At 72.5% G+C, this 13,512-nt stretch carries 9 protein-coding genes; 5 read left to right on the forward strand and 4 right to left on the reverse strand.

Going from position 1 to position 13,512, the window contains the following annotated elements; translation table 11 throughout:
- Nucleotides 1-19: 19 nt before the first annotated feature.
- Together ppdK and IPT68_RS11990 are read right to left on the reverse strand one after the other, a co-directional pair.
- Nucleotides 20-2,767 (reverse strand): pyruvate, phosphate dikinase, encoded by a 2,748-nt coding sequence (gene ppdK / locus IPT68_RS11985; protein ID WP_189698315.1) that lies wholly within the window; start codon nt 2,765-2,767, stop codon nt 20-22.
- Nucleotides 2,768-3,173: 406 nt separating this feature from the next.
- Complete coding sequence (locus IPT68_RS11990; RefSeq protein WP_189698316.1) at nt 3,174-4,382, reverse strand: ROK family protein; 1,209 nt, start codon at nt 4,380-4,382, stop codon at nt 3,174-3,176.
- 121 nt (nt 4,383-4,503) lie between these two features.
- Between IPT68_RS11990 and IPT68_RS11995 the strand changes: the two genes are divergently transcribed.
- The 3 genes from IPT68_RS11995 to IPT68_RS12005 all read left to right on the forward strand — a co-directional run bounded on the left by IPT68_RS11995 (nt 4,504) and on the right by IPT68_RS12005 (nt 9,823).
- Nucleotides 4,504-6,030 carry an MGH1-like glycoside hydrolase domain-containing protein gene (locus IPT68_RS11995; RefSeq protein WP_189698317.1) on the forward strand — a complete coding sequence of 509 codons (1,527 nt, stop codon included), beginning with the start codon at nt 4,504-4,506 and terminating at the stop codon, nt 6,028-6,030.
- On the forward strand, nt 6,027-7,964 hold the full coding sequence (locus IPT68_RS12000; RefSeq protein ID WP_189698318.1) for an amylo-alpha-1,6-glucosidase: 1,938 nt from the start codon (nt 6,027-6,029) through the stop codon (nt 7,962-7,964). The genes IPT68_RS11995 and IPT68_RS12000 overlap by 4 nt, the downstream gene beginning before the upstream one ends.
- 113 nt (nt 7,965-8,077) lie before the next feature.
- A complete protein-coding gene (locus tag IPT68_RS12005; RefSeq protein ID WP_189698319.1) occupies nt 8,078-9,823 on the forward strand; it encodes an alkaline phosphatase family protein in 1,746 nt (581 codons plus the stop codon).
- Here the strand turns inward: IPT68_RS12005 and dusB are convergent, their stop codons facing one another.
- The gene (gene dusB / locus IPT68_RS12010; RefSeq protein ID WP_189698320.1) at nt 9,824-11,002 is read right to left on the reverse strand and encodes a tRNA dihydrouridine synthase DusB; all 1,179 of its coding nucleotides are present in this window, start codon (nt 11,000-11,002) and stop codon (nt 9,824-9,826) included.
- A 78-nt stretch (nt 11,003-11,080) separates the two neighbouring features.
- Between dusB and IPT68_RS12015 the strand changes: the two genes are divergently transcribed.
- Both IPT68_RS12015 and IPT68_RS12020 read left to right on the forward strand, forming a co-directional pair.
- Nucleotides 11,081-12,532 carry an MFS transporter gene (locus tag IPT68_RS12015; RefSeq protein ID WP_189698321.1) on the forward strand — a complete coding sequence of 484 codons (1,452 nt, stop codon included), beginning with the start codon at nt 11,081-11,083 and terminating at the stop codon, nt 12,530-12,532.
- A 155-nt stretch (nt 12,533-12,687) separates the two neighbouring features.
- A complete protein-coding gene (locus IPT68_RS12020; protein ID WP_189698322.1) occupies nt 12,688-12,894 on the forward strand; it encodes a hypothetical protein in 207 nt (68 codons plus the stop codon).
- Between the two features lie 13 nt (nt 12,895-12,907).
- Here the strand turns inward: IPT68_RS12020 and IPT68_RS12025 are convergent, their stop codons facing one another.
- Nucleotides 12,908-13,495 (reverse strand): TetR family transcriptional regulator, encoded by a 588-nt coding sequence (locus IPT68_RS12025; RefSeq protein ID WP_189698323.1) that lies wholly within the window; start codon nt 13,493-13,495, stop codon nt 12,908-12,910.
- Between the last annotated feature and the right edge of the window lie 17 nt (nt 13,496-13,512).

Consider the following 13,512-nt stretch of genomic DNA (forward strand, 5'->3'; position numbering starts at 1 on the left):
CGGCTCCGGGGTCTCTGGGTCAGCGGTGGTCGCTGCCCACCGACTGCGACGCCGCGCGGCCCGCCTCCAGCCGCGCCACCGGGATCCGGAACGGCGAGCAGGAGACGTAGTCCAGCCCCACCTCGTGGAAGAAGTGGACGGACTCCGGGTCACCGCCGTGCTCGCCGCAGACGCCGAGCTTCAGGTCGGGACGGGTCTCGCGGCCGGCCTTCGCGGCGGCGGCGACCAGCGAGCCCACGCCGTCCTTGTCGATCGTCTCGAACGGCGACACGCCGAAGATGCCCTTCTCCAGGTACGCCGTGAAGAACGAGGCCTCCACGTCGTCCCGGCTGAAGCCCCACACCGTCTGCGTCAGGTCGTTGGTGCCGAAGGAGAAGAACTCGGCCGCCTCGGCGATCTGACCGGCGGTCAGCGCGGCGCGCGGCAGCTCGATCATGGTGCCGATCGCCAGCTTCAGCTTCGTCCCGCTCGCCGCCTCGACCTCCGCGATGACCTGGTCGGCCTCGTCGCGCACGATCTCCAGCTCCTGGACGGTGCCGACCAGCGGAATCATGATCTCGGCGCGGGGGTCGCCCTTCGCGGCCTTGCGCTCGGCCGCGGCCTCGGCGATCGCCCGGACCTGCATCGTGAACAGGCCGGGGATGACGAGACCCAGCCGGACACCGCGCAGCCCCAGCATCGGGTTCTGCTCGTGCAGGCGGTGGACCGCCTGGAGCAGCCGCAGTTCGTTCTCGTGCGGCTCCTGGCGGGACTCCGCCAGGGCGACGCGGACCGACAGCTCGGTGATGTCGGGGAGGAACTCGTGCAGCGGCGGGTCCAGCAGCCGGACGGTGACCGGCAGGCCGTCCATCGCCTCGAAGAGCTCCACGAAGTCCTGCTTCTGCAGCGGCAGCAGCTCCTTGAGCGACTCCTCGCGCTCGGTCTGCGTGTCCGCCAGGATCAGGCGCTCCACCAGCTCGCGGCGGTCGCCGAGGAACATGTGCTCGGTACGGCACAGGCCGATCCCCTGCGCGCCGAACCGGCGGGCCCGCAGCGCGTCCTCGGCGTTGTCCGCGTTGGCCCGCACCCGCAGCCGGCGCTTGCGGTCGGCGAACGCCATGATGCGGTGCACCGCCTCGACCAGCTCGTCGGCGTCGTCGGCGCCCGCGTGCATCCGGCCCTCGAAGTACTCCACGACCGGGGACGGGACCACCGGCACCTCGCCCAGGTACACCTTGCCCGTCGAGCCGTCGATGGAGATGAGGTCGCCCTCCTCCACCACGTGGCCGCCCGGCACCGTCATCCGGCGGCGCTTGGTGTCGACCTCCAGCTCCTCCGCGCCGCAGACACAGGTCTTGCCCATGCCGCGCGCGACCACGGCCGCGTGGGAGGTCTTGCCGCCGCGCGAGGTCAGGATGCCCTCGGCCGCGATCATGCCGTCCAGGTCGTCGGGGTTGGTCTCACGGCGGATCAGGATGACCTTCTCGCCGGAGCGCGACCACTTCACCGCGGTGTAGGAGTCGAAGACCGCCTTGCCGACCGCCGCGCCCGGGGACGCCGCGATGCCCCGGCCGACCTGCTCGACCTTGGCGCTCTCGTCGAAGCGGGGGAACATCAGCTGGGCGAGCTGGGCGCCGTTCACCCGCTGCAGGGCCTCGGCCTCGTCGATCAGGCCCTGGTCCACCAGCTGGGTCGCGATGCGGAAGGCGGCGCCCGCGGTGCGCTTGCCGACGCGCGTCTGGAGCATCCACAGCTGGCCGCGCTCGATCGTGAACTCGATGTCGCACAGGTCCTTGTAGTGGTTCTCCAGCGTCTCCATGATCTGCATCAGCTGGTCGTACGACTTCTTGTCGATCTGCTCCAGCTCCGCGAGCGGGACGGTGTTGCGGATGCCCGCCACGACGTCCTCGCCCTGGGCGTTCTGCAGGTAGTCGCCGTAGACGCCCTGGTGGCCGGAGGCGGGGTCGCGGGTGAAGGCGACGCCGGTGCCGGAGTCGGGGCCCAGGTTGCCGAAGACCATCGAGCAGACGTTGACGGCCGTGCCGAGGTCGTGCGGAATGCGCTCCTGGCGGCGGTAGAGCTTGGCCCGGTCGCCGTTCCAGGAGTCGAACACGGCCTTGATGGCGAGGTCCATCTGCTCGCGCGGGTCCTGCGGGAAGTCCCGGCCGGCCTCCTTCTTGACGATCTTCTTGAAGGAGGTGACGAGCTTCTTCAGGTCCGCGGCCTCCAGCTCGGTGTCGACCGTGACCTTCTTGGCCTCCTTGGCCTTCTCCAGCGCCTCCTCGAAGAGGTCGCCGTCGACGCCGAGGACGGTCTTGCCGAACATCTGGATGAGGCGGCGGTAGGAGTCCCAGGCGAACCGCTCGTCGCCGGCCTGCTTGGCCAGGCCCTGCACCGACTTGTCGGACAGGCCGATGTTGAGGACGGTGTCCATCATGCCGGGCATGGAGAACTTGGCGCCCGAGCGGACCGACACGAGGAGGGGATTGTCGGCCTGTCCGAGCTTCTTGCCCATCTTCTGCTCCAGCGCGTCGAGGTGCGCACTCACCTCGTCACGCAGTGCCGCGGGCTCCTCGCCGCTGTCGAGGTAGACCTTGCAGGCCTCGGTGGTGATGGTGAAGCCCGGAGGGACGGGAAGACCCAGGTTGGTCATCTCGGCGAGGTTCGCGCCCTTGCCGCCGAGGAGGTCCTTGAGGTCCTTGTTGCCCTCGGTGAAGTCGTAAACGAACTTCACGCCCTCAACGCTCTTGCCGGATTCGGCTACCTGGGGATCTTTGTTTTCCGACACGGGTCTCGACTCCTCGAGGACGCGGTGGCTGCCCTGACGGCGAGGAACATACCCAGATCGAAGGCGCCTGGGTACGTCTACTTGCGCGTCATACGCCTGTAACCACTCGTCCGCCACTGGATCGAAAGTCAAGGCTTGGTAAGCGATGGCGGCCATATGTTTTCACTTCTTGAACCCATCACCTCCCGTAGACGCAGATTGTCGCTCATGTGAGCGGACTGCAACACGTCTGATTTCGATCGATGAACGATCAAGGGGTGGCACTGAGTGCCACACCTTTCAGAAGTGCAGCCGTGCATGATCCGCTCATCTGAGCGCAGCCCTTATCAAGGGTGGCGAGAATCACGCTGCCACAGGCGACGGAGTTTCACCATGCGGACGCCGCCGGGAGACCGCAACCGGGCCGTCACACACCCAGCGCGCGCAGCCGCTCCTCCACCCGCTCCGGCGCGAACAGGTACTCCACGACCAGCGCACCGGCCCCCACCAGCGCGGCCCGCTCCCCGAGCCGTGAGGTGACGACGTCCAGCCGCGCCGTGGAGCGCGGCAGCGCACGCTGGTAGAGCAGTTCCCGGACGCCGGTCAGGAAGGGTGTTCCGGCCAGATCTCCGGCGATCATCAGCACGCCGGGGTTGAGCAGCGTCACGACGGTCGCCAGCACGTCCCCCACCCGGCGCCCGGCCTCCCGCGCCAGACCCACCGCCTCCGGATGCCCGGCCGCCAGCAGCTCCCGTACGTCCGAGCCGGACGCCGCCGGCACCCCGGTCTCGGCCAGCCGCCGGGCCACGGCGCCCCCGCTGGCGACGGCGGCCAGGCAGCCGTACGCACCGCACCGGCACAGCGCGTCGGCGCCCTCGGGCACCCGGATGTGGCCGATGTCGCCGGCCCCGCCGTCGATGCCCCGGTAGACCGAGCCCCCGACGACGACGCCCGCGCCGATGCCGGTGGAGACCTTGACGAGGACGAAGGCCGAGCAGTCGGGGTGACCGGCGCGGTGTTCGCCGTATGCCATCAGGTTGGCGTCGTTGTCGACCAGGACGGGGACGGGCGCGGCGCCGGTGTGCTCGGTGAGCGCCCGGGCCAGCCGCCCGCGTATGTCGTAGCCGTCCCAGCCGGGCATGATCGGGGGCTGGACGACCCGGCCGGTGTCCGTGTCGACCGGGCCGGGCACCGCGAGGCCGATGCCGCAGACCTCGTCGCCGGTGTGGCCGGCCTTCTGCAGCAACGTGGCGAACCAGCGGCCGAGTTCGCCGAGCACCGGCTCCGGTCCGTCCTCGATGACCAGCGTGCCGCTGTGCTCGGCGAGGATCTCGCCGGTCAGGGAGAGGACGGCCGCCCGGGCGTGCCGGGTGTCCAGGTCGGCGGCGAGGACGACCGCGTGTTCGTCGTCGAACTCCAGGGTGATGGAAGGACGGCCGCCGAGCGGGGAGTCCACCGGGCCGCCGGCCCCCTCACGCAACCAGCCGGCACGGAAGAGACGGTCGAGGCGCTGCCCGACGGTGGCCCGGGACAGGCCGGTGACCTGCTGGAGCGCGCCGCGCGTGGTGGCGCGGCCACTCCGCACGAGTTCCAGCAGTTCACCAGCGCTGGTCTGGCTCGCGCTGCGTCCGGACATGCGCACCCCCTTGTGTTTCCCAACCCTGCATTACATAGTGGGTTATGCGTGTTAAATAGACGTAACTCTACGGTAGCCGAGGCCGAAGCGGTCGGCCGGACGTCTTTTCGGGGAGCCCCGAGTGGATCGCACTGCCCAACTCACCCATCGTCCGGCACCCCGCGCGACCGCATACGATCCGGGCCCGGCGGCGGAGTCACCGCACCTCAGGGCCGAGCGGGTGCTGGCGGCCAACTGGACCGGAACGTCGACCGTGCCCTCGCGCGGGCTGTACCCCCACCAGTGGTCCTGGGACTCGGCGTTCATCGCGATCGGGCTGCGGCACGTGTCGCCGTTACGGGCCCAGACGGAGCTGGAGACGCTGCTCGCCGCGCAGTGGGGCGACGGGCGCATCCCGCACATCGTCTTCAACCCCTCCGTTCCGCTCGACGCGTACTTCCCGAGCCCCGACTTCTGGCGCTCCTCGACCGCGGGGCGCGCTGCGGGCGCCCCGCGCACCGTACAGACGTCCGGCATCGTGCAGCCACCGGTGCACGCGCTGGCGGCGTGGCTGGTGCACTGCGCCGACCCGGGGCTGTCGCGGGCGCGCGGCTTCCTCGCGGGTGTGTACCCGCGACTGGCGGCCTGGCACCGCTATCTGCTGCACCGGCGTGACCTGGGCGGCGCAGGGCTCGCGTCCGTGGTGCACCCCTGGGAGCAGGGCATGGACAACAGCCCCTGCTGGGACGCCCCGCTGGCCCGCGTCACCCCGGCCCCGGCCCGCTCCTTCCGCCGCGCCGACCTCGACCACGGCGCACCCGAGGACCGGCCGACGGACCTGGACTACGGACGGTACGTGCGACTGGCGGCGGACTACCGGGACCGCGGTTACCGGGACGGGCGGCACGAGGAGCGGGGCGCCGGGCCGGGCGAGGATCAGGACACCGGACCAGGTGGACGGCGGGGCGCCGCGCCGAGCGGAGGGCAGGGTGCCGCGCCGGATGGGAAGCGAGGCCCCGGGCCGGACGGGGGGCACGGCGTCGGGGTGGGGGACTTCGCGGCGGAGGATCCGGCGTTCAACGCGCTGCTGATCGCCTCGGAGCACGCGCTGGCGCGGATCGCGCGGGAGTTGGGCGCGACGGGCACGGCCCGGCACGCGCGGGCGGAGCGGCTGACGAGGGTCCTGGTCGAGCGGTTGTGGGATCCGGCGCGGGGGATGTTCCTCTGCCGGGACCTGCGCGGCGGCGGGCCGATCCCCGAGCGCTGCGTCTCCGGCCTGGTCCCCCTGCTCCTGCCGGCCCTTCCCCACGACATCGCCGCTGCCCTCGTGCGCACCCTGGGCGGCCCGCACTTCGGCGCCCGGCTCGTGCCCAGCTACGACCTCCGCGGCGAGGCCTTCGACCCGCACCGGTACTGGCGCGGGCCCGCGTGGTTCAACACCGGCTGGCTGCTGGAGCGAGGGCTCAGGACGCACGGCGCGACCGAGCGGGCCGACGCCCTGCGCGACGCGATGATCGACACCGCCGACGCGTCCGGGTTCGCGGAGTACGTGGACCCGCACACCGGCGAGGCCCGCGGCGCGACCGGCTTCGGCTGGACCGCCGCGCTCACGCTCGACCTACTGGCGGCCAAGGGCGCCGACGGAGCCAAGGGAGGGGACCGGGGATGACGGACCGGCATCATCTGCTCGTGCACGGCGGGACGTTCGCCGCCGTCGGCAACGGCGGGGACATCAGCGGCGTGCGGGGCAGCACCGCACCGGACGGCCTCTTCGTCCGGGACGCCCGGCATCTGAGCCGCTGGCAGCTCACCGTCGACGGGGCCGTGCCCGAGGCCCTCAGTCCCGTCGCCGACGGGGACACCGCCCGCTGCGTCCTCGTCCCGCGCGGCGGTCGGCAGGAGCCCTGCGCGTACGCGGTCTTCCGGGAGCAGGCCGTCGGGGACAGCTCGTTCGTCGAGCTGCTGCGCGTCACCAGCAACCGCCCGGTGCCGGTCACGGTCCGCCTCGCGCTGACCGTCGACGCCGACTTCACCGACCAGTTCGAGCTGCGCTCGGACCACCGCACGTACGCCAAGACCGGCGCCGTGCGCTCCCGCCGGGTCGTCGACGACGGCGTGGAGTTCACGTACCAGCGCGGTGGGTGGCGGTCCCGTACGACCGTGACCGCCGATCCCGCCCCGGACGCCGTGGAGGAGACCGGGACCGGCGCCCGGCGCCTCGTGTGGGCCCTCGATCTCCAGCCGCACGGCACCGCAGAACTGACCCTGCGGGTCATCGCCCGCCCGCACGGCGAGCAGCGGGCGCTGCGCGTGCCCCGCTCCCCCGCCGCCGTCAACGAGCAGCTCCTCGCCATGGAGGGCGGGTTCGTCGAGGGCGTCGCCTTCCCGACGGGCTGGCCGGAGCTGGCGGCGGCCTGTGCGCGCGGCCTCGCCGACCTGGCCGCGCTGCAGGTCCCGGCCACCGGGCCGGACGGGGAGGAGCTGCGCGTCCCGGCCGCCGGAGCGCCCTGGTTCCTCACCCTGCTGGGCCGCGACGCGCTCCTGACCTCGCTGTTCGCCCTCCCCTACCGCCCGCAGCTGGCCGCCGCCACCCTCCCCGCCCTCGCCGCCGCCCAGGCGACGGGGACGGACCCCGGTGCGGTCGCCCAGCCCGGCAAGATCGTGCACGAGGTGCGGCACGGCGAGCTGGCGCACTTCGGGCAGGTGCCGTACGGGCGGTATTACGGCTCGGTGGACGCGACCCCGCTGTTCCTGGTGCTTCTCGGGGCGTACACCGAGGGGACGGCCGACACCCGCCTGGCCCGCCGGCTGGAGCCGCACGCCCGGGCGGCCGTCGGCTGGATGCTGGACCACGGCGGGCTGACCTCCCGCGGCTACCTCGTCTACCGCGCCGACCGGGGCGGCCTCGCCAACCAGAACTGGAAGGACTCCCCGGGCGCCATCTGCTGCGCCGACGGCACCCGCCCGAGCGGCCCGGTGATGGCGGCGGGCGCGCAGGGGTACGCGTACGACGCGCTGCGCCGCACGGCGTGGCTGGCCCGCACGGTGTGGGACGACGAGACGTACGCGGCGCTGCTGGAGCAGGCGGCCGGTGACCTCCGCGACCGTTTCCAGCGGGACTTCTGGATGCCGGACCGGTCCTTCCCCGCGCTCGCGCTGGACGGCGACGGACGCCAGGTGGACGCGCTGGCCTCGGACGCCGGGCACCTGCTGTGGTCGGGGCTGCTCGACAAGGAGTACGGCGAGGTCGTCGGCCGGCGGCTGGTCGAACCCGACTTCTTCTCCGGCTGGGGGGTGCGCACGCTGGCGGCCGGGCAGGGGGCGTACCACCCGCTGTCGTACCACCGCGGCTCGGTGTGGCCGCACGACAACGCGCTGATCGCGCTGGGGCTCGCGCGCTACGGCCTGCACGACGAGGCCCGCACGGTGGCCCACGCGCTGGTCGACGCGGCGACCGCGGCCGGGCACCGGCTGCCGGAGGTGCTCGCCGGCTACGGCCGGGACACGCACGCCGAGCCGGTGCCGTATCCGCACGCGTGTGTGCGGGAGTCGCGGTCGGCGGCGACGCCCCTGGCGTTGCTGACGGCGGTCGGCGGCGCGTGAGTTCGCGACGGGAGTGAACGCGCCGGGGCGGCGGGCCGTACGAGTGGGCGGCGGACCCGTTCCCCACGCCGGGTCCGCCGCTTCTCGGCGCTTTCGTACGGAGGGACCCTCGGGTGGCTGTCTTCACGCGTCCATCGCGGCCGGCGAACGATGACGCACCGGACACCGCGCGGCCCGAGCCGGTCGCGCCCGAGGGCCGTCTCCGGCGCCTGCGCACCGTCCACCCCACCGCCGCCCGCGTCCTGCGCCGCACCGCCACCGCCCTCAGCGCGGCGCTGGTCCTGATGGCGCTGCTCCTGCCCAACACCCTCCACACCGTCACCCCGGGCAAGTTCGCCCGGCTGCCGGTGGAGGGGATCATCGGGGCCGCGGTGCTGCTCGCGCTGCCACGCCGCCCCCGGCTGGTGGCGGCCGTCGTCGCCGGGCTCGGGCTCGCCGCGCTGACGGTGCTGAACCTGCTCGACATGGGCTTCCACGAGTACCTGGGCCGCGGTTTCAACCTCGTCCTCGACTGGGGCCTGCTGGACGACGCCCAGGCGTACACCGAGGACGCGATGGGCGGGGCGGGTGCGACCGCGCTCGCGGTCGGGGCCGTCGCCCTGGCCGTGGCGCTGTTCGCGGTGATGACGCTCGCCACGGTGCGGCTGAGCGACGTCCTGGTGCGGCATCGCACGGTCGCCGCCCGTTCGACGCTCGCCGCCGCCGTCGTGTGGACGCTGTCGTCCGCCCTGGGCATCCAGGTGGCGGGGCTGCCGGTCGCGTCCGACCACGCGGCAGCGCTGCTTCAGGGGCAGGCGCGGCGGGTGCAGTCGACGTTGCGGGACGAGGCGGCGTTCGAACGGGAGGCGAGGCAGGACGCCTTCGGCCGCACGCCCGGCGAGCAGCTCGTCCCGGACCTGCGCGGCAAGGACGTCCTCTTCACGTTCATCGAGAGCTACGGCCGCAGCGCCATCGAGGACCCGCGGATCTCACCCGGTGTCCGCCGGACCCTCGACGCCGGCACGAAGTCCCTCGCCGAGGCGGGCTTCGCCGCGAAGAGCGGCTGGCTGACCTCGGCGACCTACGGCGGCAGCAGCTGGCTCGGCCACTCCACGTTCCTGTCCGGTCTGTGGGTCGACAGCCAGCAGCGCTACACGACCGTCACCTCCGGCGACCACCTCACGCTGACCAAGGCGTTCCAGAAGACGGGCGACTGGCGGACGGTCGGGATCATGCCGGGTGTGCAGAAGGCCTGGCCGGAGGCGGGCTTCTACGGGCTGGACAACGTGTACAACGCCTTCGAACTCGGCTACCGCGGGCCGAAGTTCAGCTGGTCGACCATGCCGGACCAGTACGCGCTGGAGGCGTTCCAGCGGTTGGAGCACGGCAGGAAACGCGACAAGCCGCTGATGGCGGAGATCATCCTGACCTCCAGCCACCAGCCCTGGTCGCCGCTGCCGCGGATGGTCGGCTGGGAGGACCTCGGCGACGGCTCGCTGTTCGGACCGATCCAGCGGGCGGGCACGAACCCGGCGGCCGTGGTCGCCGACGGAACCCGCTCCAAGGAGGAGTACGGCAAGTCCGTCCAGTACTCCGTCACCAGCCTCACCCAGTGGCTGGAGCGGTACGGCACCGAGGACACCGTCCTGGTCTTCCTCGGCGACCACCAGCCCATCGCCCGGGTCAGCGGGCACCGGGCCGTCCGGGACGTGCCGGTGACGGTCGTCGCCAAGGACCCGAAGGTGCTGGACGCGATCGCGGGCTGGGGCTGGACGGACGGGCTGCGGCCCGCGCGGGACGCGCCGGTGTGGCGGATGAGCGACTTCCGGGACCGCTTCCTGACGGCGTACGGCTCGACCCCGTCGGGCGGAAGGGGCTGATCAGCCGCCCGAGGTGTCCAGCTCGGCGTCCTCGCCGACGCCCGCGCAGTCGTAGGGGTCCTTCAGCCAGCCGTCCGGCAGGACGACACGGTTGTTCCCGGAGGTACGGCCGCGCGGCCCGTCGGCGCCGGCGGGCCAGGGCTGGTCGAGGTCCAGCTCGTCGAGCCCGGCGCGCAGTTCCTCCAGCGAGGACGTGACCGCGAGGCGCTTGCGCATCTCCGAGCCGACAGCGAAGCCCTTCAGGTACCAGGCGACGTGCTTGCGGAAGTCGATGACGCCCCGCGACTCGTCGCCGATCCACTCGCCGAGCAGGGTGGCGTGGCGGACCATGACGTCGGCGACCTCGCGGAGGGCGGGCCGCGCGACGTCCTGGTCGCGCCCCTCGAACGCGGCCACGAGGTCGGCGAACAGCCACGGCCGCCCCAGGCACCCGCGTCCGACCACGACTCCGTCGCAGCCGGTGCGCCGCACCATGCGCACCGCGTCCTCGGCCGACCAGATGTCTCCGTTGCCGAGCACCGGGATCTCCGGCACGTGCTCCTTCAGCCGGGCGATGGCGTCCCAGTCGGCGGTGCCGCCGTAGTGCTGGGCGGCGGTACGGCCGTGCAGGGCGATCGCGGTGACGCCCTCCTCGACGGCGATGCGGCCGGCGTCGAGGTAGGTGATGTGGTCGTCGTCGATGCCCTTGCGCATCTTCATCGTCACGGGCAGCTCACCGGCGCCGCTGACGGCCTCGCGCAGGATGGCGCGCAGCAGGTTCCGCTTGAACGGCAGCGCGGAGCCGCCGCCCTTGCGGGTGACCTTCGGCACCGGGCAGCCGAAGTTCAGGTCGATGTGGTCGGCGAGGTCCTCCTCCACGATCATGCGGACGGCCTTGCCGACGGTCGCCGGGTCCACGCCGTAGAGCTGGATCGAACGGGGCCGCTCGCTCGCGTCGAAGTGGACCAGCTGCATGGTCTTCTCGTTGCGCTCGACCAGCGCCCTGGTCGTGATCATCTCGCTCACGAACAGGCCCTTGCCGCCGCCGGCTCCAGCCTTTGCTTCGCCTCCGGCGAAGGATTCGCCTTCGGCGAATGCCCGGCACAGGGTGCGGAAGGGCGCGTTGGTGATCCCGGCCATGGGGGCCAGGACGACGGGCGGCTGGACGGTGTGCGGACCGATCTGCAGGGGCGTGGGCATTCCTCCATTGTGCCGTGCAATGAGTTCGTAAAAATCGTTAGTTAGCCGCACTATCGAAATCGGCGTACGATGGAGCGCATGCCCGAGCTCAGCCCCCGCCGACGCCTGCTGGTCCTCGCGATCTGCTGCATGAGCCTGCTGATCGTCAGCCTCGACAACACGATCCTGAACGTCGCCCTGCCCTCGATGCAGAAGGACCTGGGCGCCACCACCTCGGGACTCCAGTGGACGATCGACGCCTACACCCTCGTCCTCGCGTCCCTGCTGATGCTCGCGGGCTCCACGGCCGACCGGATCGGCCGCAAGCGGGTCTTCATGGCGGGCCTGATCGTCTTCACCATCGGCTCGGCGCTGTGCTCGGTCGCGCCGGACCTGGACACCCTGGTGGTCTTCCGCATGGTGCAGGCGGTGGGCGGCTCGATGCTGAACCCGGTCGCCATGTCGATCATCACCAACACCTTCACCGACCCGCGTGAGCGCGCCCGCGCGATCGGTGCGTGGGGCGCGGTGGTCGGCATCTCGATGGCCGCGGGCCCGCTGGTGGGCGGCCTGCTGGTCGAGGCGGTGAGCTGGCGCGCGATCTTCTGGGTCAACCTCCCGGTGGGGGCCGCCGCCCTGCTGCTGACGCTGCGGTACGTCCCGGAGTCCCGCGCGCCGAGGGCCCGTCGCCCAGACCCGGTCGGCCAGGGCCTGGTGATCGCCCTCTTCGGCTCCCTGACGTACGCGATCATCGAGGCGCCGAACGCCGGGGGCGCGACGGTGCTGCCGTTCGCGGCGGTGGCCGTGGCCGCGCTGCTGGGTCTCCTCGCCTACGAGCCGCGCCGGGCGGAGCCGTTGATCGACCTGCGCTTCTTCCGTTCGGCGCCCTTCAGCGGGGCGACGGTGATCGCGGTCAGCGCGTTCGCGGCGCTGGGCGGGTTCCTGTTCCTGTCGACGCTGTACCTCCAGAACGTCCGTGGGCTGGACGCGTTGCACGCCGGGCTGTGGATGCTGCCGATGGCGGTGCCGACGTTCCTGTGCGCGCCGCTGGCCGGGAGGCTGGTGGGCAGCCGGGGGCCTCGGGTGCCGCTCCTGGTCGCGGGGCTGGCGATGACGGCCGGCACGGTGCTGTTCGCGGGGTTCCGGGCCGAGACCTCCGACGTCACGCTGTTCGTCGGGTACGTGCTGTTCGGTGTGGGCTTCGGCTTCGTGAACGCGCCGATCACCAACACCGCGGTGTCCGGCATGCCGCGGGCGCAGGCGGGCGTGGCGGCGGCGGTCGCCTCCACCAGCCGGCAACTGGGGCAGACCCTGGGCGTGGCGGTCGTCGGGGCGGTGCTGGCCGCAGGGATCGGAACGTCGTCGTACCGGGAGGCGTTCGTCCCGGCCGCCCGGCCGGGCTGGTGGGTCCTCGTCGTGTGCGGGACGTCCGTGCTGGTTTTCGGCCTGCTGACCAGCGGGCGATGGGCCCGGCGGACCGCCGCGCGGACGGCCGAGCGGTTGGCGTCGGACGAGGTGCGCGAGGTCGTGCGGGTCGGGGAGCGCGCCTAGCGGGAGATCATGGCGTCGGGCAGCGTGCTCGGGGTACCGGTCTGCGGGCGAGGGCACAGCTTGGCCAACTCGACGTGAAGAGATCCCCGTTGATGTTGATCCTGCTGCACACTCCTTGCTGCGCGAAGAGACCCGGACCGGACGCTGGAGGCGTCATGCCGCAGATCGACACGAGCAAGGTCAGCCGGTGGGACCAGCACGGACGCGAACACGTGGTCCGCGTCCAGCGCATCGGGGTGCAACGCACGATCAGGTGCGACACCTGCGGCTGGCGCCGGGGTGCGCAGTTCCTGCCCTGGCTGAAGGCGGAGGAGCACCTCGCCGAGGCGCATCAGGCGACGGTCGACCCGGCGGGGACCTGACCGCACGCCGGCGTCAGGCCCGCAGCCCGCGCACCACCAGGTCCACCAGCGCCGCGAAGTCCTCCTCCACCCCCGGCCGCGTCCACTCCGCGGCGTAACAGGGGTCGTGGAAGCGCCCGGTGGCGTGGAACACCGCGCGCGCCGTGCCCTCGGCGTCGGCGGTGGCAAAGGTGCCCGCCGCCACCCCCGCCTCGACGATCCGGGTCAGCTGGGCGACGAGGTCGGCTATGTGCTCCGGCACCGCCGCACCGCTCTCGCCGGTGAGCACCATGTACGTGGCGAACAGCTCCGGATCGTCGCCCGCCTTGCGACGCTTGGCGTCGAACAGCCCCCGCAGCCAGTCCCGCAGGCGCGCCTGCGGGTCCCGGTCCTCGGCGACGATCCCGGCCAGCGCCGCGGACGTGCGGTCCAGCCACCGCTTGGTGACGGCCTCCCGAAGGGCGGCCTTGGTGCGGAAGTGCCGGTAGACGCTGCCGTGGCTGACGCCGAGCGCGCGGGCCACGTCGACCACGGTGGCCTTGGCCGGGCCGTGACGGCGCAGCACCTCCTCGGTCGTCTCGAGGATGCGCTCGGTGGTCAGGGTCTCGCTGGTCGGGGACATGGGGTGACCGTACCGCG

The organism is Streptomyces chromofuscus (assembly GCF_015160875.1).
Taxonomy (GTDB): domain Bacteria; phylum Actinomycetota; class Actinomycetes; order Streptomycetales; family Streptomycetaceae; genus Streptomyces; species Streptomyces chromofuscus.